This is a genomic window from Streptomyces sp. BK208 (genome assembly GCF_004364245.1).
Lineage (GTDB): Bacteria > Actinomycetota > Actinomycetes > Streptomycetales > Streptomycetaceae > Streptomyces.
Genome location: NZ_SOAV01000016.1, coordinates 1 through 25,615, shown reverse-complemented (window position 1 = coordinate 25,615; position 25,615 = coordinate 1). Strand labels below are relative to the sequence as shown.

The following is a 25,615-nucleotide window of genomic DNA, read 5'->3' as shown; positions in this document are numbered from 1 at the left end:
GAAAGGAGTGACCGACGTGACCACCACCGCACCCCTCGGCGCCGAGGAACGGACCGGCTCGCCCGCAGTCCCCCCGGCCGGCCGCCGCACCGCCCTCGCCCGCCTGCGCTCCGGCAACGGGCTCGTGTTCGTCCTGCCGTTCCTGCTCGTGTTCGGCCTCTTCATGGTGTGGCCGATCGTCCAGGGGCTCTGGATGAGCTTCACCGACAGCTCGCTCGCCCTGCGCGACACGGACTTCGTCGGCTTCGACAACTACACCGAGGCCTTCGGCGACCCCGACGTGTGGAGCAGCCTCGGCAACACCGTCTTCTTCACCGTCGTCTCCAGCGTCCCGCTGGTCCTGGTCGCGCTCGCGATGGCCCTGCTGGTGCACAGCGGACTCGCCGGACAGTGGGTGTGGCGCCTGTCCTTCTTCGCCCCCTACCTGCTTCCCGTGACCGTCGTCACCTTGATCTGGACCTGGCTCTACCAGCCGGAGCTGGGCATGGCCAACCAGCTCCTGGACACCCTCGGCATGGAACCGGTCGGATGGCTGTCCGACGAGTCCGTCGCCATGTGGTCCGTCGCCGCCCTCACCGTCTGGTGGACGGTCGGCTTCAACTTCCTGCTCTACCTCGCCGCGCTCCAGTCCCTGCCGGCGACCTTCGACGAGGCGGCGGCACTCGACGGGGCCGGCGCCTGGCGCCGCCTGCGGTCCATCACCCTGCCCCAACTGCGCAGGACCACGGGTCTGGTGGCCATGCTCCAGGTCCTCGCCTCCCTCAAGGTCTTCGACCAGATCTACATCCTCACCAAGGGCGGCCCGAACGGCTCCACCCGGCCCGTCCTCGAGTACGTCTACGACGTCGGCTTCACCGGTTACCGCCTCGGCTACGCCTCCGCCGTCTCGTACCTCTTCTTCGCCCTGATCGTCGTCGTCTCGCTCGTGCAGCTCCGCCTCTTCCGCCGGGAGGTCTGACCGTGTCAGCAACCGCCACCACCCTCCGCCCCCGGCGGCGTCCACCCCGCGAGGCGGCCGGTTCGCCCCTGCTCCTGGGCCACGGACGGCTGCCCCGCGTGCTGGCCACGACCGCGCTGGCCGTCCTCGCCGTCGTCTGGCTGCTGCCGTTCGTGTGGGCGGTCATCACCTCCGTGCAGAGCGAGGAGGACGTCAACACCACCGGGCTGTCCCCGTTCAAGGGCGCCTTCACCCTGGACGCCTACCAGCAGATACTGGAACGCGGCAACGTCACCGTCTGGGCCTTCAACAGCTTCCTGATCTCCGCCCTGGTCACCCTGATCACCGTCGCGGTCTCCACCCTCGCCGCGTACGGCTTCTCGCGCGGCACCTTCCGCGGCCGCCGGATGCTCCTCGGCGTCACCGTGGCCGCCATCATGGTCCCGCCGCAACTGCTCGTCGTGCCGCTGTTCGACCAGATGACCCTGTTCCACCTGGTCGACACCTACGCGGCCGTGATCCTGCCGCAGGTCGTCGCGCCGATGATGGTGTACATCCTCAAGCGGTTCTTCGACGGCATCCCCAAGGAGCTGGAGGAGGCGGCCCGCATCGACGGCGCCTCCGAGTTCCGGGTCTTCCGGTCGGTCGTCCTGCCGCTCTCACGCCCCATCGTGGCCGCGGTGGCGATCTTCGTCTTCATCGGCGCCTGGAACAACTTCATGTGGCCCTTCATCGTCACCAACGACCCCGACCTGATGACCCTCCCGGTGGGCCTGGCCACCGTGAAGGACGCCTACGGCATCCAGTACGCGCAGTCCATGGCCTCCGCCCTGCTGGCCGCGCTGCCGCTGATCGCGGTCTTCCTCCTCTTCCAGCGCCGCATCGTCGACTCCGTCGCCACCACCGGCCTCGGCGGCTCCTGAACCCCCGAACCACAACGCCCGCAGAGCTGTACCCACGGGCCCGGCGCCCGCGCGCCCGGCCCACCGAACGACTGGAGCATGTGTGCCCACTCACTCCGTACCGCGCCCGGAGTACCCGCGACCGCAGTTCGTGCGCCGCGACTGGCTCAACCTGAACGGCGCCTGGCAGTTCGAGACCGACCGGGGGGACAGCGGCCTCGAACGCGGGCTGCTCGACCGCGAGCTGCGGGAGGAGATCCTCGTCCCCTTCCCGCCCGAGTCCGAGCTGTCCGGCATCGGCGACACCGACTTCCTGGAGGCCGTCTGGTACCGGCGGGCCGTCACCCTCCCGGCCGCCTGGGCCGGCCGCCGGGTACTGCTGCACTTCGGCGCCGTCGACCACGACACCACCGTGTGGGCCGACGGCAGGGAGGTGGCCCGGCACCGCGGTGGATTCACCCCCTTCACCGCGGACCTCGGCGACATCGCCGGGGCGGGGGAGGAGGTCGTGATCACCGTGCGGGCCCGCGACCCCAAGTCCGGCCCGCAGGCGCGCGGCAAGCAGGCCGTCGAGTACGCCAACCACGACTGCAACTACACCCGGGTGACCGGCATCTGGCAGACCGTCTGGCTGGAGCCCGTCCCCGAGACGCATCTGCGCCGCCCCCGTATCACCCCCGACCTGGCCGGCTCCGCCTTCCACCTCGAACTGCCCCTGTCCGGCAACCGCCCGGGGTTCCGGGTACGCGCCGTGCTCGGCGACGCCGAGGGCGAGGTGAGCCGCGCCGAGGCGCGCGCCGACCTGGACCTCGCCCCGCGCCTGCACCTGCCGGTGCCGGACGACCGGCGGCGCGAGTGGGGACCGGACGATCCCCACCTGTACGACCTGCGCATCGAACTCCTCGACGCCGCCGGGCGGGTCGTCGACGCCGCGGAGAGCTACGCCGGGCTGCGCGCCGTGGGACTGCGGGGCAAGGCCGTCCTGCTCAACGGCCGCCCCGTCTTCCAGCGCCTCGTCCTCGACCAGGGCTGGTACCCGGACGGCCTGATGACCGCCCCGAGCGACGAGGCCCTGGTCAGGGACATCGAGCTGGCCATGGCGGCCGGCTTCAACGGGGCCCGGCTGCACCAGAAGGTCTTCGAGGAGCGCTTCCTGCACCACGCCGACCGCCTCGGCTACCTGGTCTGGGGCGAGTTCGGCGACTGGGGCTGCGAGACCGGCGGCTCCTCGGGCGACAACCAGAGGCCCGACGCCTCCTACGTCGCACAGTGGCTGGAGGCACTCGAACGCGACTACTCGCACCCCTCGATCATCGGCTGGTGCCCGCTCAACGAGACCTACCAGAAGCTGCACGACCGCCTCACCCGGCTCGACGACGTCACCCGCGCGATGTTCCTGGCCACCAAGGCCATGGACACCACCCGCCCGGTCGTCGACGCCTCCGGCTACGCCCACCGGGTCGCCGAGACCGACGTCTACGACTCCCACCACTACGAGCAGGACCCCGCCGCCTTCCGGCAGTTGATGTCCGGCCTCGCCAAGGACGCGCCCTTCGTCAACACCCACGAGAACGGCACCCCCTACTCAGTGCCCTACCGGGGCCAGCCGTACTTCGTCAGCGAGTTCGGCGGCATCTGGTGGGACCCCGAGGCGGCCGCCGCCCAGTCGGGCGAGGACCGCACCGTCTCCTGGGGCTACGGGGAACGCGTCCGGGACGAGGACGAGTTCCACGAGCGCTTCAGCGGCCTCACCGAAGTACTGCTGGAGGACCGGAACATGTTCGGCTACTGCTACACCCAGCTGACCGACGTCTTCCAGGAGCAGAACGGCATCTACCGCTTCGACCGCGGCGAGAAGCTCGACGTGGCCCGCGTCCGCGCCGCCCAGCTGCGCCCCGCGGCCATCGAGCAGCCCGAGGACTGACCGGCCCGGGGGCCGCGGGCGTCTCTGCGCCCGCGGCCCCCGGGTGTCCGGCGTCAGAACGGGCGGTCCCCCTCGATGGCGACCCGCTCGGCGACCCGCCGCCCGGTCCCGTAGTCGCCCACCGCGTAGTGCTGCGTGGCCCGGTTGTCCCAGAAGGCGACGTCCCCCGGCTGCCAGCGCCAGCGCACCTGGTACTCGGGCACGTGCGCCTGCTGGAACAGAAACCGCAGCAGCCGGTCGCTCTCGTCCCGGTCCATGCCGGTGACGTGCGTGGTGAAGGACGTGTTGACGAACAGCATGCGCCGCCCGGTCTCCGGGTGCGTGCGCACCACGGGGTGTTCCACCGGCGGGAACAGGTCCTGGTACGGAAGCAGCCGGTCGGGACCGTAGAAACGCGCGAAACCCGGGATGAAGTCGTGGACCGCGCGGGCCCCGTCGACGCGCTCCTTCACCTCCCGCGGCAGGTTGTCGTACGCCGCCGCCATGTCCGCCCACATCGTGTCCCCGCCGAACGGCGGCACCTCGCGCAGCTGGAGCACCGCGCCGAGCGCGGGCCGCTCGCGGAAGGTCACGTCGGTGTGCCAGACGTTCTCGTACGTCGGCGCGGCCCCGGCGCCCTTGTCGAACCGGACGACGTCGTCGCGGGAACCGGCGGCGAGCAGCGGGTTGGTCTCCAGCGCGCCCCAGTGACCGGCGAACTGCCGCTGCTGGTCGGAGGTGAGGTGCGCACCGCGGAAGAACAGCACCTTCCACTCCAGCAGCGCGCGGTTCAACTCCTCGCGCAGCGCGGGCGACAGCGGACGGGCGAGGTCGACACCGCGCACCTCGGCACCGATCGTGCGCGCCTGCGGGACGACCTCGAAGCGGGTGTAGGGCCGGTCCTCCCACCCCTCCGGCAGGCGGCGCAGGACGCGCGGGCCCTCGTGGAGTCCGCCGTCCGGAACGCGTGCTTCGCGCAGGACGGTGGTCGGGCCGGCGGCGGTAACGGTCATGGGAGTCCTCCCCTTGAACGGCGGTACGCGTGGGATCCGGCCGGGGCGGCGCGGATCGTCACCGCCCGGGGGCCGAGGAAAGAGGTGCTGGAAGAACTGCTACGGGTGCTCCGGGACGTGGGCCGGAGAAGAAGCCGACGGGCCACGGCGCGGCAGGCGCCGGACGGTCGGTGCGAAGGCGGCCGTCAGAGGCCGGAACGCTCACATCCGGTGCGCTCGGGCACGCGGGGACACTCCGCGATGGTGCCGAACCGGTATGTGGTCATGCCAACGATTGTGTGATCTTCTCCCGTCCGTGTCAACGGGGTCACGGGTGGCGGGGGACGAAGGGCCGCAGGTCGTCGCCCTCCGGCTGGACGACCCCGTAGCTGCTCTCGGGCACCTTGTTCCACACGCCGGGCAGGTCGCCCAGGGGCTCCGACACGATCAGCCGGCTGTTGTCGGACGCCTCCTTGAGGAAGGGCAGCCCGGGGTGCAGTGCGCGCAGACTCTCCACCCGGCTGCTGTAGTAGAGCGACCGCGACCGGCCCTGGCTGGAGTAGCGGAAGGCCCACAGGCGCCGGCCGTCGGTCACCGCGACCGTCATCTGCAGCGGGAACTCCACGCCGTGCTCGTGCCCGATCTCCTCCACCAGGCCCGCCATCCGGGCCACGGCGGCGGGCGGGTCCTCCTCCAGGCCGAGGGTGAGCGCCAGGTAGAACATCATCTCGGAGTCCGTCGACCCTTCGATGTCGAGGTAGAGCTGCGGATCGACGGCCAGGGCGAGGTCCCGGCGCAGCCGGTGGAAGTCGGCGATCGCGCCGTTGTGCATCCACATCCAGCGGCCGTGGCGGAACGGATGGCAGTTGGTCTGCTGCACCGCGCTGCCCGTCGAGGCGCGGATGTGCGCGAAGAACAGGGGGGAGCGAACGTGGCTCGCGATCTCCCGCAGGTTGCGGTTGCTCCAGGCCGGACCGATCTCCCGGACGATCGCGGGCGTCGTCATCTCCGGCCCGAACCAGCCGACGCCGAACCCGTCCCCGTTCGTCGTCTCCACTCCCATGCGGGCGTGCAGGCTCTGGTCGATGAGGGAGTGCTCCGGCTGGTAGAGCAGGGTCTCCAGGAGGACGGGCGTCCCCGAGTAGGCGAGCCATCGGCACATCGCTCCGTCGCCTCCCTGATTCCCGGAACGTCAGTCGACCGGCCAGGTGTGCACCGGGGCGTTGAGATGCATGTAGTCCATGTACTGCCGGGTCATCCGGCGCAGTGCCTCGTGGCGGCCGGGCCGGGCGGTGGCGTCGAGGTGGTGGAACATCTCCTTCTGCCAGACCGCCCCGTTGCGCCCGGTGACGCAGCGCTGCTCGATGATGCCGAGCAGCGGCTCCCGCCAGGCGGAGTCCATGCCCGACAGCTCCAGACCACGGTGCGCCAGCGGCAGCAGCCGGCGCAGGACCAGCTCGGGGACGGTCACCTCGCCCGCTCCGGGCCAGTAGAGGTGCGCCTCGATGCCGTGCCGGGCGGCGGTGTGCAGATTGTCCTCGGCGACCGAGAACGACATCCGCGACCACACCGGCCGCTCCTCCTCCACCAGGGCCCGGGTGAGCCCGTAGTAGAAGGCGCCGTTGGCGAGCGTGTCGGCGACCGTCGGGCCCGCGGGCAGGACCCGGTTCTCCACCCGGACGTGCGGCTTGTCGTGGGCCACGGCGTAGACGGGCCGGTTCCAGCGGTAGATGGTGCCGTTGTGGAGGGTGAGCTCGCCCAGTTCGGGGATGTCGCCGCGGTCGAGGGTCTCCGCGGGATCCTGGTCGTCGCACAGGGGCAGCAGCGCCGGGAAGTAGCGGAGGTTCTCCTCGAACAGGTCGAAGACGCTGTTGATCCAGCGCTCCCCGAACCACACCCGGGGCCTGACACCCTGCGCCTTGATCTCCTGCGGCCGGGTGTCGGTGGCCTGCTCGAACAGCGGGATGCGGCTCTCGTGCCACAGCTCCTTGCCGAGCAGGAAGGGCGAGTTGGCCGCGAGGGCGACCTGGACTCCGGCGATGGCCTGGGCGGCGTTCCAGTAGGCGGGGAAGTCCTCCGGGGCGACCTGGAGGTGGAACTGCGTGCTGGTGCAGGCCGCTTCCGGCGTGATGGTGTCCGCGTAGGTCCGCAGGCGGTCGACGCCGTCCACCTCGATGTGCAGGTCCTCGCCCCGGGCCGCGAACACCTGGTCGTTGAGCAGCCGGTAGCGCGGGTTCTCCGACAGGGCCGCCTCGCCCACGTCGGACTGGCGCAGCGTGGGCAGGGTGCCGACCATGATCAGATGGGCGCCTACCGAGGAGGCCCGGTCCTCGGCGTGGTTCAGGGCGGCGCGGATCTCGGTCTCCCAGGCGTCCGGACCGCCCGCCGTCAGCTGCCGGGGCGGGATGTTGATCTCCAGGTTGAACCGGCCCAGCTCGGTGGACCAGGCGGGGTCCGCGATCGCTTCGAGCGCGTCGCTGTTGCGCATCGCCGGCTCGCCCCGGTCGTCGACCAGGTTCAGCTCGATCTCCAGGCCGACCTGGGGCCGCTCGGTCTCGAACCGTGACTCGCGCAGCATCTGCGCGAAGGCGTCGAGACACTCCTGCATCTTGATCCGGTACCGGCGGCGGTCCTCGCGGGTGAAGACCAGCGCCGGGACGTCCCGTCCCATCGGTCCTCCCGGGGTTGCCTTCCTCGGACGCTCCTCCACCCCAGCGTCGCACCACTGCGCGGACCCCACCAGACGGGACGCGAACGGGGGCCCGGCGCACCGTGTGCGCCGGGCCCCCGTCGGTTCGGCCCCGGAAGGGCCGATCAGGCCCTACAGCTTGCCGGACGCGCGCACCGAGATCTTCTTGGAGGTCTTGCCCGCCGGAGAGGAGCCGTAGCCCTCGATCTTGTCGACCACGTCCGTGCCCTCGACGACCTTGCCGAAGACGACGTGCTTGCCGTCCAGCCAGGGCGTGGGGACCGTGGTGATGAAGAACTGCGAGCCGTTGGTGTTCGGACCCGCGTTCGCCATGGAGAGCAGGTACGGCTCGCCGTGCTTCAGCTGGAAGTTCTCGTCCGCGAACTTCTCGCCGTAGATGCTCTTGCCGCCGGTGCCGTTGCCCGCGGTGAAGTCACCGCCCTGGAGCATGAACTGCGGGATCACGCGGTGGAACGGGGAACCCGCGTAGCCGAAGCCGTGCTCGCCGGTGGCCAGCTCGATGAAGTTCTTGGCGGTCTTGGGGGTGACGTCCTCGAACAGCTCGAAGACGATGCGGCCCGCATCCTGGCCGTCGATGTCGATGTCGAAGTAAACCTTGGAATTGCTCATCGCACCATTGTGACCTGTGACCCCCGGTGATGCCGAACCGGCTGCCCGTTCAGCGTGTGGCGAGCAGCCCGAGGGTGTCGATCACGCGGTTCGAGAAACCCCACTCGTTGTCGTACCAGGCCACCACCTTGACGTGCCGGCCGTCCACGCGGGTCAGCGCCGAGTCGAAGATCGAGGAGGCCGGGTTGCCCGTGATGTCGGAGGAGACCAGCGGGTCCTCCGAGTACTCCAGCACCCCGGCGAGCGGTCCTTCGGCGGCGGCACGGTAGGCGGCCAGGACGTCCTCGCGCGTCACGTCGCGGGCGACCGTGGTGTTCAGCTCGACGATCGAGCCCACCGGGACCGGCACGCGGATCGAGTCGCCCGACAGCTTGCCGTCTAGGCCCGGCAGCACCAGGCCGATCGCCTTGGCGGCGCCCGTCGTGGTCGGCACGATGTTCACCCCGGCGGCGCGGGCGCGGCGCGCGTCGCGGTGCGGCCCGTCCTGGAGGTTCTGCTCCTGCGTGTAGGCGTGCACCGTCGTCATGAAGCCGTGCTCGATGCCGGCCAGCTCGTCGAGGACCGCGGCGAGCGGCGCGAGGGCGTTGGTGGTGCAGGACGCGTTGGAGACGATCGTGTGCGCCGCCGGGTCGTAGGCGTCCGTGTTCACGCCGTACGCGAGCGTCACGTCGGCGCCGCTGGACGGGGCGCTGACCAGGACCTTGCGGGCGCCCGCGGTGAGGTGGGCGCGGGCGGCGTCGGCGGAGGTGAAGCGGCCGGTCGACTCCAGCACGAGGTCGACGCCCAGCTCGGCCCAGGGCAGCCGGGCCGGCTCGCGCTCGGCGAGCACCTTGATGCGGTGGCCGTCGACGACCAGCGTGTCGCCGTCGACGGTCACCGGGCGGCCGAGCCGGCCCGCCGTCGAGTCGAAGGCGAGCAGGCGGGCCAGGGTGGCGGGCTCCGTGAGGTCGTTGACGGCGACGACCTCGAGCTTCGTGTCGCGCTCCAGCAGCGCACGCAGCACGTTGCGCCCGATGCGGCCGAAACCGTTGATGCCGATGCGAGTCATGAGTGGTGTGTCCCTTCGTTCTCCACCAGGTCCTTCACCACCCACACTCCCGCGCACCGGACGCGGGCGGCAGCGGCGTGGGTGCCACGGTTCGCAAGGATCACGCCAGGCAGACAGGCGCGCGCGGTCACTCGCCCCGGGCGAAGGTGCGGCGGTAGTCGCTGGGGGTGGTGCCGAGGATGCGCTGGAAGTGCAGCCGCAGGTTCGCGCCGGTGCCGAGGCCCACGTCGGCGGCGATCTGCTCGACGCCGCGCTCGGAGCGTTCGAGCAGCTCACGGGCCATGTCGATACGGGCACGCATGATCCACTGCATCGGGGTGTAGCCGGTGTCCTCGACGAAGCGCCGCGAGAGGGTACGTGCCGACACCGCGGCGTGCCGGGCCAGGGCCTGGAGGGTGAGCGGCTCATCGAGCCTGCGCAGAGCCCACTCACGGGTGGCGGCGAAGCGCTCGCCCAGCGGCTCGGGCACGCTGCGCGGCACGTACTGGGCCTGACCGCCGCTGCGGTAGGGGGCCGCCACCAGGCGGCGGGCCGCGTGGTTCGACGCGGCCACCCCGAGATCACCGCGCAGGATGTGCAGGCACAGGTCGATGCCGGAGGCGGCGCCCGCGGACGTCAGGACGCTGCCCTCGTCGACGAACAGCACGTTCTCGTCCACCCGTACGTGCGGGTGCTTGGCCGCGAGTGCCCGCGTGTAGTGCCAGTGCGTGGTGGCCCGTCTGCCGTCGAGCAGACCCGTGGCGGCGAGCGCGAACGCCCCGGTGGAGATGGCGGCGAGCCGGGCGCCCCGGTCGTGGGCCGCCGTGAGCGCGTCGATGACCGCGGGTGGCGGATCGTCGACGTCGGGGGACCGGTAACCGGGGAGGAAGACCACGTCGGCCCAGGCCAGGGCCTCCAGGCCGTGGGCGACGTGGTACGACAGGCCGTCCCCGCCGGTCACCAGGCCGGGTGCGGCGCCGCACACCCGCACCTCGTACGGCATGCTCGCGCGTGTCGTGAACACCTGCGCCGGGATGCCGACGTCGAGGGGTTTCGCGCCTTCGAGCACGAGGACGGCGACGCGGCGCAGGCGGGAGGACGGCACGGGAGAAGGGTACGGCGGGGGAGTGCGGGGTCAGCTCAGGCCGAGGACGTCCATCGTGTGTTCGGCCATGCGCCGCTCGCCGAGGGCGTTGGGGTGCACGGGAACGAGGCTGCGGCCGAACAGGAGCGGTTCGATCCAGCGGGTACCCGGAGCCTCGCAGGCGTCGTGTCCCTCGGACACCTGGGAGAAGTCCACGTAGGTGGTGCCGGTCTCCTCGGCGGCGCGCCGGACCGCGTCGTTGAGGTGTGCCTGGATGGCCCGCAGGTAGGGGACGTCACCGGAGGCGAGGGGCAGCTTCACGAAGCAGGACGGATCGGCGGCGGCCGGAGTGATCCACGGGTAGCCGAGGGCCGCCACGCGGGCGTTCGGGGCCTTGGCGCGGACGTCGAGCAGCGCGGCCTTGAGGGCGGGATAGGTGTTGTTCTCGATCTCGTCGTCGAAGGACGTGCCGTGCCGGTCCTTGCAGGGACTGCCCTTCCCTCCGCTGAGGACACCGGCCGAACCGCAGGCCGTGATGGCGTTGATGAACGTGCCGTTGTCGTTGCCGCCGATGGTGAGCGTGACCAGGTCGGTGCCGGCGTCGAGCGCGTCCACCTGCGGGGCGACGCCCGGGTACTGGGCCTCGGTGAAGTCGGCGGTCCGGGCGGCGCCGCAGGTGACGTCCTTGAGGCGGGCGCCGGTGGCGGCCGCGACGACGTGGGGGTAGTTGGCCGTCGAGCGCAGACAGAGCAGGTTGGTGGGGTCGACGGGAAGGACGCCCGAGCCGGCGCTGTAACTGTCGCCCAGGGCCACGTAGTCGAGCGCGGCGGGCGTGGCATGGGCGGTGGCGTCCGTGAGACCGAGGGCGAGCGTGCCGACGGCGGCGGCTGTCGCGGTCATGACACGGCGAAGGGCGTGCTTCGGCATGTGCTCTCTCTTCTCGAGGAGGGCGGCAGCTGGAGTTACCGGGCGGTTCTACTTTTAAGTAATGTGCAGGGCTGTTGACTCGAAGTCAACGATGTTGACGGAACTTCCCGCGGCCTGACGGAGTGGCTGGAAGAGGCCGTCGACGCGCGGGACGACCGGCCGGCGGCCGCCCTGGGCGGGCGGGGGCTGTTCTAAAGTGAATCCCGCCAGCCGTACGACGGACCTGTGAGGTACTCACCAGCCATGTCGACCGAAACGTTTGAGTTCCAGGTAGAGGCACGTCAGCTGCTCCAGCTGATGATTCACTCCGTCTACTCGAACAAGGATGTCTTCCTGCGCGAGCTCGTCTCCAACGCCTCCGACGCGCTGGACAAGCTGCGCCTCGCCGCCCTGCGCGACGACGTGCCCGGCGCCGACGTGAGCGATCTGCACATCGAGTTGGAGGCCGACAAGGAGGCCCGCACGCTGACCGTGCGGGACAACGGCATCGGCATGTCGTACGACGAGGTCACCCGGCTGATCGGCACGATCGCCAACTCGGGCACCGCCAAGTTCCTCGAAGAGCTGCGCGAGACCAAGGACGCGGCAGGGGCCGACGGACTCATCGGCCAGTTCGGCGTCGGGTTCTACTCGGGCTTCATGGTCGCGGACGAGGTCACCCTGGTCACCCGGCACGCCGGTGAGACCGAGGGCACCCGCTGGACCTCGCGCGGCGAGGGCACCTACACCCTGGAGCGGATCCCGGAGGCTCCGCAGGGCACCGCGGTCACCCTGCACCTCAAGCCGGCCGACTCCGAGAACCAGCTCCACGACTACACCTCCGAGTGGAAGATCAAGGAGATCGTCAAGCGGTACTCGGACTTCATCACCTGGCCGGTCCGCCTGCTGCCGGCGCCGGGCGGGGACGACACCGCCGAGGCCCGCGAGGCCGAGACGCTCAACTCGATGAAGGCCCTGTGGGCCCGCCCGCGCGACGAGGTGTCCGACGACGAGTACCACGAGCTGTACAAGCACATCGCCCACGACTGGCGCGACCCGCTGGAGACGATCCGCCTCCAGGCGGAGGGCACCTTCGAGTACCAGGCCCTGCTCTTCGTGCCCTCGCACGCCCCGCACGACCTGTTCACCCAGGGCTACCAGCGCGGCGTCCAGCTCTACGTGAAGCGCGTCTTCATCATGGACGACTGCGAGGAACTGCTGCCGCCCTACCTCCGCTTCGTCAAGGGCGTCGTCGACGCGCAGGATCTCTCCCTCAACGTCTCGCGCGAGATCCTCCAGCAGGACCGCCACATCCGCATGATCCAGCGCCGCCTGACCAAGAAGGTCCTCTCGACGGTCAAGGACCTCAGGACTTCGGCGCCGGAGCGCTACGCCACGTTCTGGCGCGAGTTCGGCGCGGTGCTCAAGGAAGGCCTGGTGACCGACTCCGAGAACCGGGACGCCCTCCTGGCCGCCTGCTCGTTCGCCTCCACGCACGACGCCGAGGAGCCCACCGCGCTCAAGGACTACGTGGAGCGCATGAAGGAGGGGCAGAACGACATCTACTACATGACGGGCGAGTCCCGGCAGGCCATCGAGAACTCCCCGCACATGGAGGCGTTCCGGGCCAAGGGCGTCGAGGTCCTCCTGCTCACCGACGCCGTCGACGAGGTCTGGGTCGACGCGGTGGGGGAGTACGAGGGCAGGACGCTGCGCTCGGTGGCCAAGGGCGAGATCGACCTCGCCGGCACCGAGGACGACAAGAGCGACGCCGAGAAGGAGAAGCAGGGCGAGGAGTACGCCGGGCTGCTCGGCTGGATGACCGAGCACCTGGGCGAGGACGTCAAGGAGGTCCGCCTCTCCTCCCGCCTCACCGTCTCGCCGGCCTGTGTCGTCTCCGACGCGGGTGAGCTGACGCCCGCCCTGGAGAACATGTACCGCGCGATGGGCCAGGAGGTGCCCAGCGCCAAGCGGATCCTCGAACTCAACCCCGAGCACCAGCTGGTGAAGACCCTGAACCGGGCCTGGACCGACCAGCGGGACCGCGCCGAGCTCACCGAGACCGCCGAACTGCTGCACGCCCTCGCGGTGCTCGCCGAGGGAGGCCGGCCGAAGGAGCCCGCCCGGTTCGTGCAGCTGATGGCGGACCGCCTGGAGCGCACCCTGTAGGCGGATACGGCCCGGTCACGGCACGGGGCCCCGCGGCGGCTGCGCCCGGGGCCTCGTCCGTGCGCTGGTGGAAGAGGCTCCGGGCCCTGCGCCATCCGCATGGCGAGACGGGATGGCATCCGGAGCGCATCACTCCGTATATTCGCACGCATGTATGCATCGGCTCCGCTGCTGTGCCTCGCGCTCTTCGCGAACTCGGCGTGGTGCGTCGACGACGGCCTCTGTCGCCACTGAGCCCCGGGCCTGACGCGCTCCCCGCGCCGCCAGCCCCGCCAGCGCCCGCCGTCCCCGTGCACACCACCCCGGAGATTCTTCCGTGACCACCGCACCCCCCGCCGGGTCGTCCCCGGCCGCGCCGCCGCGCGCGCCCGCCCCGCTGTTCGCTCCCTCGCCGACCTCCTCGGCACGTCCGAAGGCGCCGCCCCTGCCCCCCGTGCGGCGCACCCCGCTCGTCGTGTCCGGGCTGCTCGCCGCCGCCCTCACCGCGTACGTGTGGTCCGCGCACGGCGCCAAGCCCGGCGTGCTGCTCCTGCTCGGCCTCGGCCTGGGCGTCGCCCTCTTCCACTCCCGCTTCGGCTTCACCTCCGCCTGGCGGCAGCTGGTCGCCGTCGGCAACGGAACGGGGCTGCGGGCACACGCTCTGCTCCTCGGCACCACCGCCACCCTGTTCGCACTGGTCATCGGCACCGAGACCGGGTTGTTCGGCTCGCAGCCCGCGCCGTCCGCCGGACCGATCGGCGTCGGCCTGTTCGCCGGGTCGGCGCTCTTCGCCGTCGGCATGCAGCTCGGCGGCGCCTGCGCCTCCGGCACCCTCTTCGCCGTCGGCTCGGGACAGACGTCGATCGTGCTGACGCTGGGCGGCTTCGTCGCCGGCGCCACGCTGGCCGCCTGGCAGTTCGACCTGTGGAAGGACCTCCCGGCCTGGGAGCCCGTCGTGCTGTCCGACCACATCGGCTGGTTCGGCTCCTGGGGCGTCACCGTCGCCGCGCTGCTCCTGGTGGTACTGGTCAGCCGGCGTGTTCAGGCCCGCCGCAACCCGCCCCCGCTCGGGACCGTCCCCTCGGCGCGCCGGGCGGCGGTCCGGGCCGTTCGCGGTTCCTGGCCCCTGGCCGCGGGCGCCCTGGCACTGGCCGTGCTCGGCGCGGGCGTACTCCTGGTCTCCGGCGGCGCCTGGGGCGTCACCAGCGCCTTCAGCCTGTGGGGCTCGGAGCTGGTGGGCGCGCTCGGCGGTCATCCGGAGACCTGGTCCTGGTGGCAGCGCCCCGGCAACGCCGAGATGCTGTCCGGCTCCGTCCTCGCCGACAAGACCAGCCTCACCGACATCGGCATCATGATCGGCGCCGCCGTCGCCGCCTCCCTCGGCGGCACCTGGGCGCTGCACCGGGGCATCCCCTGGCGCACCGCGCTGGCGGCGGTGCTCGGCGGCGTCCTGATGGGCGTCGGCGCCCGACTGGCCGGAGGCTGCAACATCGGCGCCTACCTGGCGGGCATCGCCTCCGGCAGCCTCAGCGGCTGGCTGTGGGGTGTGTTCGCGCTGGCCGGCACCTGGGTGGGCCTCAAACTGCGGCCGCTGTTCGGCCTGGGCAACCCCAAGCCGGGCGACGGCGTCTGCTGACGGGGGACGCCCGTGCGGCACAGGGGTCAGGCCTGTGCCGCACGGGCAGCTAGGGGGTTCGGATCCCGCGCTCCTCGGGGGCGCCCCGCTCCGCGCGGGTGACCCGGGCGACGGCCTCCGCGGTGAGCGCACGGCCGTGCGGCTCACGGGCCAGGGCGCGGTGCAGGGTCAGACCCTCGATGAGGGCGTCGAGCTGGCGGGCCGTGTCCGGGTCGAAGTGCTTCTCCAGGTGGACGCGGCTGCGGCGCATCCACTCGTGGGTCAGCTCCCGGTAGGCGGGCTGCCGCGCGGCGAGCGTGTACAGCTCCTGGGTCAGCACCAGGTCGCGCTGGCTGTCCTCGGACAGCTCGTGCACGAGGTCGGCCACCGCCTCCCGGGCCTGGTCGCGGTCGGCGGCGGCGCCGAGGTGCGCGTCGAAGACCGCGACGATGTGGTCGGTGAAGCGGCCGAATGCCTCCCGCAGCACCTGCTCCATGCCGCTGAAGTGGTACGTCATCGAGCCGAGCGGCACCCCCGCGCGCTGTGCGATCCTGCGGTGGGAGACGCGTGCGATGCCCTCCTCGGCGATCAGGTCGAGGGTGGCCGCGAGGATGCGCTCCCGCCGCTGCGGATCCGTGTGTCCGGTCGCCATGGGAGCAGGCTCACAGATTCCGCACCGGCCGGGCGGGGTTGCCGACGGCCACGACGTTCGCGGGCACGTCCTTCGTGACGACCGCACCGGCACCGATCACCGCGTTGTCCCCGATGGTCACGCCCGGCAGGACGATCGCACCCCCGCCGAGCCAGACGTTGTCGCCGATGACGATGGGGCGGGCCGCCTCCAGCTTGTCCCGGCGGGGCCCGGGCTCCAGGGGGTGCGTGGGGGTGAGCAACTGGACGTTCGGCCCGATCTGGCAGTCCTCGCCGATCGTGATCGCCGCGACGTCCAGCGCCGTCAGGTTGTAGTTGACGAAGGTGCGCGCCCCGACGGTGATGTTGCTGCCGTAGTCGACGTACAGCGGCGGCCGTACGTGCGCCTCGGCACCCAGGGAGCCGAGCAGCTCGTCCAGGAGCGGTCGTGCGGTCTCCGCGTCCTCCGCGTACGCCGTCTGGTAGCGGGCGGCCAGCCGCACGGCCTGCTGCTGCCTGCGGGCGATCTCCGGGTCGTCGGCGACGTAGAGGTCGCCCGCCAGCATGCGTTCGAGGTTCGTGCGGGAATCGCCCGCGAAGTGGTCCGTCGGCATGCGTGCGATCGTACCCTGCCGAGCGTACGAACGTACACTCGTGTCCGTCGCGCGGTTGGAGCGGTCGGCACGGTAGCCGCATCGTGAGACGGGGCGGGCCGCGGGAATGGCCGGAAGCGGGGCTCCGTTGACACCTGTCATGCCCGACTCTTCCCCACGGTCCACGGCCGGCCGCATGCCGCTGGCCGTCTACATCCTCGGCCTGTCCGTCTTCGCGCTCGGCACCAGCGAGTTCATGCTCTCCGGGCTGCTGCCGCCCATCGCCGACGACATGGACGTGTCGATCCCGCGAGCCGGGCTGCTGATATCGGCCTTCGCGATCGGCATGGTGGTCGGTGCGCCGCTGCTCGCCGTCGCGACCCTGCGCCTGCCGCGCAAGACCACCCTGGTCGCGCTGATCACGGTGTTCGGTCTCGGCCAGGTCGCGGGCGCACTCGCGACGAGCTACGAGGTGCTGTTCGTCTCCCGGGTCGTCAGCGCGCTCGCCTGCGCCGGCTTCTGGGCCGTGGGCGCGGCCGTGGCCATCGCCATGGTGCCGGTGACCGCCCGGGCCCGCGCGATGGCCGTGATGATCGGCGGACTGTCCATCGCCAACGTGCTGGGCGTCCCCGCGGGCGCGTTCCTCGGCGAACACCTGGGCTGGCGGTCCGCGTTCTGGGCCGTGGGCGGCGCGTCCGCCGTCGCGCTCGTCGGCGTGGTGACCCTGATCCCCCGCATCCCGCTGCCCGAGCGGCGGCCCCGGCTGCGGGGCGAGCTGGCCATCTACCGGGACCGTCAGGTCTGGCTGTCCATCGTCGTGACCGCGCTCGCCGCCGGGGGAGTGTTCTGCGCCTTCTCCTATCTCGCGCCGCTGCTCACCGACGTGGCCGGACTGGCGGACGGCTGGGTCCCGACCGTCCTCGCGCTGTTCGGCGTCGGCGCGCTGATCGGCACGACGATCGGCGGCCGGGTCGCCGACGCGCACCTGTTCGGCGTCCTGCTCTCCGGCATCACCGCCTCGACGGTCCTGCTGGCCGCCCTCGCGCTGTTCGCCTCCAGCCCGGCCGCCGTCATCGTCCTGTCGCTGCTCCTCGGCGTCTCCGCGTTCTACACGGCGCCCGCGCTCAACGCCCGCATGTTCAACGTCGCCGGCGCCGCGCCCACCCTCGCCGGTGCGACGACGACCGCCGCGTTCAACCTGGGCAACACCGGCGGCCCCTGGCTCGGCGGCACCGTGATCGACGCGGACTTCGGGTACGCCGCCACCGCCTGGGCGGGCGCCGCGATGACCCTGGTCGCGATCGCCTTCGTCGCCGCCTCGCTGCGGTTGCACAGCCGGTCGCGCGTCGTGGCGGGCGCGATGGCCACCGAGCCCGCGAGCGTGGACCTGTCCCAGCGGGTGTGACACCGGCCGGGCCCGGACAACTGCTGGGCGTCCGGGCCGGCTTCGTTTATGATCACCGGCAAGGGGCGGGGTCGTAGCACAGAGGTAGTGCGCCGTGCCATCTCGGAGGACGTCGGTTCGAATCCGGTCGCCCCGCCCCCCTTCCTCGAACGCGGCTCCGGGCCCCGACCTCGGGCCCGACGTCCGGGCGGCGAGCCCGGCGGCGGTCCCGCCGCAGCGGCTCGCCGGCCCCGCGCACGCCTCCTTGCCCGCGCCCATGGAGGCCAGAACCCGACCGCCATGGACCCGTCGGAAACCCCGGGACTCGCGTCCATGGCGGCCAGAACCTGACCTCGATCGGGAGCAGAGTGGGCGCAGCGGGGCCGGCCGGCCCCTCGGACGGCCCGCTCCCGCGGACCGCCCCCTCGCTTCCCGCAGCTTCCTCGAGGCAAGGAGCCCGTCGTGCCCGGCAAAGCCGTGACCCGCCTGAACTTCCGTGGTGACGCCCCTGAGGCCGTCAGCTTCTCCGCCCGGTGGGCGCCCCTCTTCGGCATGCCGCGGGACCGCTTCGGCGTCACCTCGGCCCTCGACATCGTGAGCGGGTACTCCGCGTGAGCGTGCTCGACGCGCGGTCGCTGAACCGGGCGGCACTCGCCCGGCAGCTGCTGCTCGCCCGCGCCGACCACCCGGTCCTGGAGGCCGTGGCACACCTCGGCGGCCTGCAGGCGCAGGAGCCGCAGGAACCGTTCGTCGGCCTGTGGTCGCGGCTGCGCGACTTCGCGCCGGGAGCGCTCTCGGACCTGCTGACCGGCCGGCGGGTGGTGCGCACCCACCTGATGCGCCGCACCGTCCACCTGGTCACCGCCGACGACATGCTGGCCTGGCGTTCGCGCCACGACACCATGCTGCGCGGACGCGTCCTCGGCACCTACCGCCGCGAGCTGGCAGGGGTGGACCTCGACGAACTCGCCGCGGCCGGCCGGGCGGTCCTGGCCGACGGCGAACCCCGCTCGATGGGCGAGCTGGCCCGGGCGGTCGCCGGGCGCTGGCCGGACGCGGCACCGCGGGCCCTGGGAGAGATGCTGGTCGCCGCGCTGATCCCCATGGTGCAACTGCCGCCGCGCGGTCTGTGGCGCACCCGGGCCGGGGTGCGCAACGCCCCGGCCGCCGCCTGGCTGGGCCGCGAGGTCGACCCGCCGGCCCCGCCGGGCACCGATCCGGTCGGCGCGGCGCTGGTGCGGCGCTACCTCGCCGCGTTCGGGCCGGCCGCCTCGGCGGACCTGCGCGCCTGGTGCGGTCTGGCGGGGCTGCCCGCCGCCGTCGCGGCGGTGCGCGGGGAACTGGTCTCCTTCCGCGACGAGCGCGGCCGGGAACTGCTGGACCTGCCCGACGCACCCCGCCCCGACCCCGGCACCCGCGCGCCGGCGCGGTTCCTGCCGGCGTTCGACAACGCGGTCCTCGGCTACCAGGGCCGCGGCCGCCTCATCGACGACGCGCACCGCGGACTGTCGGTCACCGGCGCCCGCCTCGTCCTCGTCGACGGCCGGGTCGCCGCGACCTGGGCGGTGGCGGACGGCACGGTGACCGTGACCCCGCTGCGCCGGCTCACCCGGGCGGAGCGCGCCGAGGTCACGGAGGAGGGGGCGGCCCTGGCGTCCTTCCTCTCCGACGGCGAGGGCGCCCGGGTCCGGGTCGCGGCGGCGCCGTCCTGAGTACGGGGCGGCCGGGCCGGGCGCCGGGCCCAGTACCGCCTGCTTCCCGTGGCACCGATGCGGTGGCCGGCCCCGAAGAGGAGGTCAGCCACCCCCGCGTCCCGCTGACCGCTGCCCGCGGCAACGAAATGCGGCGTACATCCATCTTCGGGAGCTACGCCAGGAGGAGAGGGGCCCGAGACCCCACTACACCCGACGCAGTACGCCGGTCCAGACCCAGGGTCGGATCAAACGCCGAGAACCCCGGGCGAGCATGGATGCGTACCCCGGTCAGCGCCTCCGCCTTCCCCCCATGTGCCGGGTCTTCGTCCTGCCCGCAACCCGACGGATTGGTCCAAGGTGGCTACGTTTCTCTATCGACTCGGCCGGAGGGCGTTCCGGCGCCGCGGCCTGGTCGCCCTGCTCTGGGTGGCCATACTCGTGGGCGCCGGCGTCGCGTCGTCCGCCGCGCCCGCCCCGCCCGAAGACTCCTTCTCCATGCCAGGCACCGAGTCCCAGAAGGCCTTCGACCTGCTCGACGAGCAGTTCCCGGCCGCCAGCGCCGAGGGTGCCACCGCCCGGGTCGTGATCCGCGCGCCCGAGGGTGGCAAGATCTCCGACCCGGCCGGCAAGGACCAGGTCGAGGACCTGGTCGCCGACCTGAAGGCAGGCCCGCAGGTCGCCTCGGTGGCCAACCCGTTCGAGGGGAACGCCGTCAGCAAGGACGGCACCACCGCGTACGTCTCCGTGACCTACAAGGTCAACGCGATGGAACTGACCGACGAGGCACGCGACTCGCTCACCGCCGCCACCGACCACGCGCGTGAAGGCGGTTACACCGTCGAGACCGGCGGCGACGCGGTCGTGGCCGAGCAGGAGATGGGCGGCACCGCCGAGCTGATCGGCATCGGAGTCGCCGCGGTCGTGCTCCTGCTGACCTTCGGCTCACTGGTCGCGGCCGGCATGCCGCTGCTCTCGGCGATCATCGGCGTCGGCATCGGCATCTCCGCCATCGGGGCCCTCGGCAGCACGCTGGAGCTGTCCGCCACGACCTCCACGCTCGCCATGATGATCGGCCTCGCGGTAGCCATCGACTACGCCCTGTTCATCGTCTCGCGCTACCGGGCCGAGATAGCCGAGGGCCGCGCCCCGGAGGAAGCGGCCGGGCGCGCGGTCGGCACCGCGGGCTCCGCGGTCGTCTTCGCCGGGCTGACCGTCGTGGTGGCCCTGGCCGGGCTCGCGATCGTCAACATCCCGATCCTCACCAAGATGGGTCTGGCCGCGGCGGGCACGGTCGGTATCGCCGTGCTGATCGCCCTCACCCTCACCCCGGCGCTGCTCGGTTTCGCCGGCAGGAAGGCGCTCAGCCGCCGGGACCGGAAGGCCCCCGCCCGGGCGCGGGCAGCCTCCGCCAGGCCGCGGCTCGGCACCCGCTGGGCCCGCTTCGTCCTGCGCCGCCCGGTCACCGTCCTGCTCACCGCGGTCCTCGGCCTCGGGGTGATCGCGGTGCCGGCCGCCGGCATGGAACTGGGTATGCCCGACGAGGGCAGCTCGGCCCCGGACACCACCCAGCGCAAGGCCTACGACATGCTGTCCGAGTCCTTCGGGGCCGGATTCAACGGCCCGCTGATGGTCACCGTCGACGCGCGCGGCGCGGACGACCCCGAGGCCGCCGCCGACACCGTCGGCAAGAAGATCACCGCACTGGGCGAGGCGGCGGCCGTCACCCCGGCCGACTTCAACGAGGAGGGCGACACCGCCGTCCTCACCGTGGTGCCGAAGACCGGCCCGAGCGACACGGCCACCGAGTCGCTGGTGCACGACATCCGTTCGCTGTCCGGCGACATCAGGACGGACACGGGCGCGACCATGCTGGTCACCGGTGCGACCGCGATGACGATCGACTTCTCGCAGACCCTGGACGACGCGCTCGTCCCCTACCTGGCCCTGGTCGTCGGGCTCGCCTTCCTGCTCCTGATGCTGGTCTTCCGCTCCGTCCTCGTCCCGCTGAAGGCGGCCCTCGGCTTCCTGCTGTCGGTGGCCGCGGCGCTCGGCGCGGTGGTCGCGGTCTTCCAGTGGGGCTGGCTCGCGGACGTGTTCGGGGTGGACCAGCCGGGCCCGATCATGTCGATGATGCCCATCTTCATGATCGGCGTGGTCTTCGGCCTGGCCATGGACTACGAGGTCTTCCTCGTCACCCGCATGCGGGAGGCCTACGTGCACGGCGAGTCCGCCGCCGACTCCGTCACCACGGGATTCACCCACGGCGGCCGGGTCGTCGCGGCCGCCGCGATCATCATGATCAGCGTCTTCTCCGGCTTCATCCTGGAGAACGACGCCATGATCAAGATGATGGGCTTCGGCCTCGCGATCGCCGTCCTCTTCGACGCCTTCGTGGTCCGCATGGCCATCGTGCCCGCGGTGCTCGCCCTGCTCGGCACCAAGGCCTGGTGGCTGCCCAGGTGGCTGGACCGCCTCCTGCCGAACGTCGACGTCGAGGGCGAGAAGCTGCACCGGGAACTCGGCGACACCGCCACGCCCCCGGAGCCCCGCCGGGAGCCGGAGACGGCCGGAGTCTGACACCCACCGCGCACCGTCCGTCCTGCGACGGTTCCACGGACGGTTCGGTCTCAGCGAGGGCGGCCCGGCGCCCGCGGCGGCCCCGGCTCCCGCACCGTCGGCCGGGGCCGCCGAGGTGAAGGACCCGACCGGAGTCCGACCAGCCCCGGCCCCGCACTCCGCCCGTGTCCGCGTCCCTCCCAGGGGAAGCGGACACGGGCGGACGCCGTCCGGCGGCGGGGCCGGGGGCGGGTGGCCACGGGTCAGGAGCCGACGGCCGCCGGGCCCTCGGCGCCAGCCTCGCCGGCCGGCCGGAACTCCACGGCGACGACGCCGTCCACACTCCGGCAGTGCTCCTCGAGGAGCGGGGCGGACACATGATCCGGAAGCCGGCCGCTGAGCACCACATGGCCGTGCGCCACGTCCACCTGCACCGACGAGGGAGCCAGGCCGAGCGCCTTGACCAGGGCCTCCTCGATGATCTCGGTACGGATCGCGCGGTCCGTGCGCAGGAAGACCCGCAGCAGGTCGCTGCGGCTGACGACCCCGGCGAGCCGTCCGTCCCCGTCGACGACCAGCAGCCGCTTGATGCGGTGCCGCGCCATCACCCGGGCGGCGTCCACGACGCTCCAGTCCTCCCGGGCGCACCGCGCCGGCGAGGTCATGAGCCCGGCCGCGTCCGTGGCGTCCGCCTTGCCGGCCGAGACCCGGGACCACTCCGCGTGCTCCGGGGAACCGTCGGGCTCCTGCCCCCACATCTTCTGCAACAGGTCGGCCTCCGACACCACCCCCACGGGGCGGTTGTCCGCGTCGACGACCGGCACAGCCGTGATGTCGTACTCCAGCAGCAGGTGGGCGATCTCCTTGAACGGTGTGCCCCGCTGTACGCGGACCACGGCGCCGCTCATCAGATCGCGCACCCTCTGGTGTCTCATGAAGGGTCTTCTCCTCCGCTGCCGGTCCGCTTCGACCGGCGTTCGTCCTTCTTGCCCGGGAAAACGATCGGCCCGGCCCCGGAGTGCCCCGCCGACGCGCGGGGACTGACGAGGACCAGGGCGATGTCGTCGCCCGGGGTGGGCGCGTGCCGGATGAGGGTGTCGGCCATGGCGTCGAGATCGCCGGGATCACCGGTTTCCAGCAGTCCGGCCAGAGCCGCGATCGCGTCGTCGAGGTCGACTCCGGGCGCCTCGACGAGCCCGTCGGTGTAGAGGGCGAGCACACTGCCGGGCGGCAAGGGGAACTCCAGCGCGGGGTACACGGTGTCCGGCTCGATGCCCAGCAGCAGGCCGGGGGGCACGCGCAGGGGTTCGACGCGCCCGTCGGCGTGACGCAGCAGGGGAGGGGGGTGGCCGGCGAGTGCCACGCACGCGTGGTGCGTGGCGAGGTCGAGGTGGACGTAGGCGCAGCTCGTGAACAGACCGGGGTCCAGGTCGGTGAGCAGGCGGTTGGTGCGGGTCAGCACGTCACCGGGGGGCGCGCCCACGGTGGCGTGGGCGTGCACGGCGGTGCGGACCTGCCCCATGAGGGCCGCGGCGTCCACGTTGTGGCCCTGCACGTCGCCGATGGTGACCGCCGCCGTGTGCTCGTCGAGGCGGATGACGTCGTAGAAGTCGCCGCCGATGCCCAGGCCGCGGGCCGCCGGCAGATAGCGGGCGGCCACGCCGAGGCCGGAGAGGTGGGGCAGGGTGTGGGGGAGCAGGGCGGACTGCAGACGGTGCGCCAGGTCGTGCTTGGCGTCGTACAGCCGGGCGCGGTCCAGGGCCTGCCCGACCAGGCCGGCCAGCGAGGTGAGGGCGGCCCGCTCGGCGGGCGGGAAGACGTGGGGCCGCCGGTAGGCGAGCAGGAGCGAGCCGATGGGCCGGCCGGAGGCGATCAGCGGCAGCACGGCCCACGCGGCCATCCCGTCCTCGTGCGCCACGGCGGGATAGGCCTCGTGGAGTTCGTCGAACGTCGACCAGAAGCCGGGGACGCCGGTGGCCATGACGTCGGCGCCGGGGTCGGCCGAGCTCAGGGGGGCCCGGTCGAAGGGCTGCAGGAGGGTGGTGCGGTAACCGCGCTGCCCGACGATCTTGAGGCGCCCGTCCTCCGCCACCATCACCACCATGCCCTGGGCCCCCAGGGCCGGCATGAGCTGGTCGGCGGTCTGCTCCACCACGTCCTGCACGCCGACCGCCTCGGTCAGGGTGGAGGCCAGGTGCATCAGGTGGTAGAGCACGGTGGCGCGGCTGGGCCCCGACGACTGTACGGCCCGGGAGGGCGGCGCCTCCCCGTCCGGACTGCCGGGGGTGATGCGTACGCTCAGCCCCGTGGCGTCCGGGTACAGCTCGAAGGTCAGCCACGTCGCGGGCGGGCGCAGCACCGTGAACGCCTGCGGTCTGCGGCTGACCAGCGCGGCCCGGTAGCGGTCCTCGACATGCGGTACATCCATCCAGGGCAGCGCCTCCCACGGCAGCGCGCCCATCAGCACAGCCCGGTCGACACCGAGCAGCTCGGCCGCCCCGGGGGTGACGAAGGTGAGGTGCCCGTCCAGGTCCAGCGCACAGGAGCCGCCGGGCAGACGGTCCACGAAGGCCGAAAGCCCGGCCGCCTCCGTCCGCGAGGGCGCGCGCGGGGCCGGCGGCGGCAGCGTCCTTGGACGGTCGGGGGGCAGCAGCGGGTCGCCGCGGTCCAGGGCGCGCTGCAGACAGTCACCGAGCCGCCGGCAGCCGGCCCGGATGACGTCCTCCTCGGCGTCGCTCAGCCGCGCCGGATGATTCCCCGGCCACATCAGCACCAGACCGCCCCGGACCGCGGTGCCCGAGACGAGCGGCGCGGCCGCCAGGCCGAAGTCGTACGGCAGGACGAGCGCCACCCGTGGATACTCGCGCGCCATCTCCTCCCGGCCGCCGGCCCACGTCAGACGGCGTTCACGGACCGCGTCCGCGACGGGCATCGGGTCCCGGAGCCCCACCCGCCGCCACGGAGCGGCCATCTCCTGCGGGACCCCCGTGACCAGGACCTGCCACACCGCGTCATCGCCGGGTGGCAGTACGTACAGGAGTCCTCCGTACGCACCGCTCGCCCGCACCACCGCGGCCAGCGCGGAGTCCATCAGCCGTCCGCCCGCTTCGGCGCCGACAGGGCTGCCCGACGCCGGCCACACCGAACATCACCCATACCTGGACACTACGCCCGTACGGCCGTCACGGCACGCGAGGATGCGGGGCGAGCGCCACGTCTGCCGGACCCGGCCCAGCGGGCCGTCCCGCACCCGACCCGGCCCCTGGACACGCCGGTCAGGTGCGCATCAGCCGTTGCGTGATCTCCCGGTACTGCCGCAGCGCGAGCCGGAGTTCCTCGGCGTGCGTCTCGGGGTCCTGGTCCTGCCAGCTCTCGTGCAGGGCCCGGCGCCGTTCCGCCAGGGCCTTCGCCAGGTGGCCCGCGGCGTCGTCGAAGGCGCCCTCGGCCTCCTCCAGAGCGTCGTGCGGAGCGTCGGCGAAGGTGTTGAGGGCCTTGCGCAGGCGGTCCATGACGGCGTCCCGGTCCGCCGACGGCAGAAGAGACTCCTCTGCCGCGGTACGGCGCTCGATGCGGCGCTGGTCCTGGTCCGGGGGCTGCTGTGCGCGCGTCTGGTCATACATCGTGGTGCCGCTCTCCTGGGTCGCTGTCGCTTTTCCGGGTCACTGGTACCACCGGGTACCCCGGAGCGGCACGACCCTGCGCCGTACCGACCGTCAACGCCCGATCGTGCGGCGTGCGCAGGCGCCGGTTCGTCCGTTCCCCGTCACCGCTGGGTGAGGGTTTGGGGGTAGTCGGTGATGATGCCGTCGACGCCGAGGGCGGTCATGGTACGGATGGCGCCGGGTTCGTCGACGGTCCAGACGTTGATGTCCATGCCGAGTTGGTGGACGCGGTCGACGAGGGTCTGGTCGGTGACGGTGTGCTG

Annotated in this window: 22 protein-coding genes and 1 tRNA gene; 10 read left to right on the top strand and 13 right to left on the bottom strand. The window is 72.3% G+C overall.

The genetic code is table 11. From position 1 onward, the window contains the following. Window positions 1-16: 16 nt before the first annotated feature. The 3 genes from EV562_RS31305 to EV562_RS31295 all read left to right on the top strand — a co-directional run bounded on the left by EV562_RS31305 (window position 17) and on the right by EV562_RS31295 (window position 3,763). A complete protein-coding gene (locus tag EV562_RS31305) occupies window positions 17-958 on the top strand; it encodes a sugar ABC transporter permease (RefSeq protein ID WP_166662085.1) in 942 nt (313 codons plus the stop codon). A gap of 2 nt (window positions 959-960) precedes the next feature. Further along, window positions 961-1,860 (top strand): carbohydrate ABC transporter permease, encoded by a 900-nt coding sequence (locus EV562_RS31300; protein WP_133890231.1) that lies wholly within the window; start codon window positions 961-963, stop codon window positions 1,858-1,860. An 82-nt stretch (window positions 1,861-1,942) separates the two neighbouring features. Beyond that, the gene (locus EV562_RS31295) at window positions 1,943-3,763 is read left to right on the top strand and encodes a sugar-binding domain-containing protein (protein WP_133890230.1); all 1,821 of its coding nucleotides are present in this window, start codon (window positions 1,943-1,945) and stop codon (window positions 3,761-3,763) included. A 53-nt stretch (window positions 3,764-3,816) separates the two neighbouring features. Here the strand turns inward: EV562_RS31295 and EV562_RS31290 are convergent, their stop codons facing one another. From EV562_RS31290 to EV562_RS31260, 7 genes are all read right to left on the bottom strand, one after another. Continuing rightward, the gene (locus EV562_RS31290) at window positions 3,817-4,755 is read right to left on the bottom strand and encodes a TauD/TfdA family dioxygenase (protein ID WP_133890229.1); all 939 of its coding nucleotides are present in this window, start codon (window positions 4,753-4,755) and stop codon (window positions 3,817-3,819) included. Window positions 4,756-5,062: 307 nt separating this feature from the next. Further along, window positions 5,063-5,896 (bottom strand): class II glutamine amidotransferase, encoded by an 834-nt coding sequence (locus EV562_RS31285; protein ID WP_133890228.1) that lies wholly within the window; start codon window positions 5,894-5,896, stop codon window positions 5,063-5,065. 30 nt (window positions 5,897-5,926) lie between these two features. Beyond that, window positions 5,927-7,405: a glutamate-cysteine ligase family protein gene (locus tag EV562_RS31280; RefSeq protein ID WP_133890227.1), complete on the bottom strand. Its 1,479-nt coding sequence runs from the start codon at window positions 7,403-7,405 to the stop codon at window positions 5,927-5,929. 150 nt (window positions 7,406-7,555) lie between these two features. After that, window positions 7,556-8,053: a peptidylprolyl isomerase gene (locus EV562_RS31275; protein ID WP_133890226.1), complete on the bottom strand. Its 498-nt coding sequence runs from the start codon at window positions 8,051-8,053 to the stop codon at window positions 7,556-7,558. A gap of 49 nt (window positions 8,054-8,102) precedes the next feature. Beyond that, window positions 8,103-9,101 (bottom strand): type I glyceraldehyde-3-phosphate dehydrogenase, encoded by a 999-nt coding sequence (gap, locus tag EV562_RS31270; protein ID WP_133890225.1) that lies wholly within the window; start codon window positions 9,099-9,101, stop codon window positions 8,103-8,105. Between the two features lie 127 nt (window positions 9,102-9,228). Beyond that, window positions 9,229-10,185 (bottom strand): helix-turn-helix domain-containing protein, encoded by a 957-nt coding sequence (locus tag EV562_RS31265; protein WP_133890224.1) that lies wholly within the window; start codon window positions 10,183-10,185, stop codon window positions 9,229-9,231. A gap of 30 nt (window positions 10,186-10,215) precedes the next feature. Continuing rightward, window positions 10,216-11,091 carry an SGNH/GDSL hydrolase family protein gene (locus EV562_RS31260; RefSeq protein WP_133890223.1) on the bottom strand — a complete coding sequence of 292 codons (876 nt, stop codon included), beginning with the start codon at window positions 11,089-11,091 and terminating at the stop codon, window positions 10,216-10,218. 243 nt (window positions 11,092-11,334) lie between these two features. On the opposite strand from EV562_RS31260, the gene htpG reads away from it, so the two are divergent. Then, on the top strand, window positions 11,335-13,239 hold the full coding sequence (htpG, locus tag EV562_RS31255; protein ID WP_133890222.1) for a molecular chaperone HtpG: 1,905 nt from the start codon (window positions 11,335-11,337) through the stop codon (window positions 13,237-13,239). Window positions 13,240-13,555: 316 nt separating this feature from the next. Next, complete coding sequence (locus tag EV562_RS31250) at window positions 13,556-14,854, top strand: YeeE/YedE family protein (protein ID WP_133890221.1); 1,299 nt, start codon at window positions 13,556-13,558, stop codon at window positions 14,852-14,854. Between the two features lie 49 nt (window positions 14,855-14,903). Here EV562_RS31250 and EV562_RS31245 read toward each other — a convergent pair whose 3' ends face one another. Both EV562_RS31245 and EV562_RS31240 read right to left on the bottom strand, forming a co-directional pair. After that, the gene (locus tag EV562_RS31245) at window positions 14,904-15,485 is read right to left on the bottom strand and encodes a TetR family transcriptional regulator (RefSeq protein WP_133890220.1); all 582 of its coding nucleotides are present in this window, start codon (window positions 15,483-15,485) and stop codon (window positions 14,904-14,906) included. A gap of 10 nt (window positions 15,486-15,495) precedes the next feature. Next, window positions 15,496-16,077, bottom strand: coding sequence for a sugar O-acetyltransferase (locus EV562_RS31240; protein WP_133890219.1), 582 nt, complete (start codon window positions 16,075-16,077; stop codon window positions 15,496-15,498). Between the two features lie 175 nt (window positions 16,078-16,252). Between EV562_RS31240 and EV562_RS31235 the strand changes: the two genes are divergently transcribed. From EV562_RS31235 to EV562_RS31220, 5 genes are all read left to right on the top strand, one after another. Further along, on the top strand, window positions 16,253-17,461 hold the full coding sequence (locus EV562_RS31235; protein ID WP_133890370.1) for a Cmx/CmrA family chloramphenicol efflux MFS transporter: 1,209 nt from the start codon (window positions 16,253-16,255) through the stop codon (window positions 17,459-17,461). 65 nt (window positions 17,462-17,526) lie between these two features. Beyond that, window positions 17,527-17,598: transfer RNA gene (locus EV562_RS31230), tRNA-OTHER, on the top strand. Between the two features lie 304 nt (window positions 17,599-17,902). Next, a complete protein-coding gene (locus EV562_RS35230) occupies window positions 17,903-18,055 on the top strand; it encodes a hypothetical protein (protein ID WP_166662084.1) in 153 nt (50 codons plus the stop codon). After that, a complete protein-coding gene (locus tag EV562_RS31225) occupies window positions 18,052-19,152 on the top strand; it encodes a winged helix DNA-binding domain-containing protein (RefSeq protein ID WP_133890218.1) in 1,101 nt (366 codons plus the stop codon). Before EV562_RS35230 ends, EV562_RS31225 begins: the two co-directional genes overlap by 4 nt. A gap of 339 nt (window positions 19,153-19,491) precedes the next feature. Then, a complete protein-coding gene (locus EV562_RS31220; protein ID WP_133890217.1) occupies window positions 19,492-21,711 on the top strand; it encodes an MMPL family transporter in 2,220 nt (739 codons plus the stop codon). A 242-nt stretch (window positions 21,712-21,953) separates the two neighbouring features. Here the strand turns inward: EV562_RS31220 and EV562_RS31215 are convergent, their stop codons facing one another. The 4 genes from EV562_RS31215 to EV562_RS31200 form a co-directional block, all read right to left on the bottom strand. Next, the gene (locus tag EV562_RS31215; protein WP_133890216.1) at window positions 21,954-22,625 is read right to left on the bottom strand and encodes a CBS domain-containing protein; all 672 of its coding nucleotides are present in this window, start codon (window positions 22,623-22,625) and stop codon (window positions 21,954-21,956) included. Next, a complete protein-coding gene (locus EV562_RS31210) occupies window positions 22,622-24,781 on the bottom strand; it encodes a SpoIIE family protein phosphatase (protein ID WP_133890215.1) in 2,160 nt (719 codons plus the stop codon). Before EV562_RS31210 ends, EV562_RS31215 begins: the two co-directional genes overlap by 4 nt. A 184-nt stretch (window positions 24,782-24,965) precedes the next feature. Next, complete coding sequence (locus tag EV562_RS31205; RefSeq protein ID WP_133890214.1) at window positions 24,966-25,310, bottom strand: hypothetical protein; 345 nt, start codon at window positions 25,308-25,310, stop codon at window positions 24,966-24,968. Between the two features lie 143 nt (window positions 25,311-25,453). Then, a partial coding sequence (locus EV562_RS31200) for a glycerophosphodiester phosphodiesterase family protein (protein WP_279588520.1) occupies window positions 25,454-25,615 on the bottom strand: 162 nt, incomplete at its 5' end.

Bases quoted from the DNA above. Each gene is read 5' to 3' on its own strand.
- EV562_RS31290 (WP_133890229.1), bottom strand. From the start codon at position 4,755: ATGACCGTTACCGCCGCCGGCCCGACCACCGTCCTGCGCGAAGCACGC.
- EV562_RS31285 (WP_133890228.1), bottom strand. From the start codon at position 5,896: ATGTGCCGATGGCTCGCCTACTCGGGGACGCCCGTCCTCCTGGAGACC.
- EV562_RS31280 (WP_133890227.1), bottom strand. From the start codon at position 7,405: ATGGGACGGGACGTCCCGGCGCTGGTCTTCACCCGCGAGGACCGCCGC.
- EV562_RS31275 (WP_133890226.1), bottom strand. From the start codon at position 8,053: ATGAGCAATTCCAAGGTTTACTTCGACATCGACATCGACGGCCAGGAT.
- gap (WP_133890225.1), bottom strand. From the start codon at position 9,101: ATGACTCGCATCGGCATCAACGGTTTCGGCCGCATCGGGCGCAACGTG.
- EV562_RS31260 (WP_133890223.1), bottom strand. From the start codon at position 11,091: ATGCCGAAGCACGCCCTTCGCCGTGTCATGACCGCGACAGCCGCCGCC.
- htpG (WP_133890222.1), top strand. From the start codon at position 11,335: ATGTCGACCGAAACGTTTGAGTTCCAGGTAGAGGCACGTCAGCTGCTC.
- EV562_RS31245 (WP_133890220.1), bottom strand. From the start codon at position 15,485: ATGGCGACCGGACACACGGATCCGCAGCGGCGGGAGCGCATCCTCGCG.
- EV562_RS31240 (WP_133890219.1), bottom strand. From the start codon at position 16,077: ATGCCGACGGACCACTTCGCGGGCGATTCCCGCACGAACCTCGAACGC.
- EV562_RS31235 (WP_133890370.1), top strand. From the start codon at position 16,253: ATGCCGCTGGCCGTCTACATCCTCGGCCTGTCCGTCTTCGCGCTCGGC.
- EV562_RS31215 (WP_133890216.1), bottom strand. From the start codon at position 22,625: ATGAGACACCAGAGGGTGCGCGATCTGATGAGCGGCGCCGTGGTCCGC.
- EV562_RS31210 (WP_133890215.1), bottom strand. From the start codon at position 24,781: ATGGACTCCGCGCTGGCCGCGGTGGTGCGGGCGAGCGGTGCGTACGGA.
- EV562_RS31205 (WP_133890214.1), bottom strand. From the start codon at position 25,310: ATGTATGACCAGACGCGCGCACAGCAGCCCCCGGACCAGGACCAGCGC.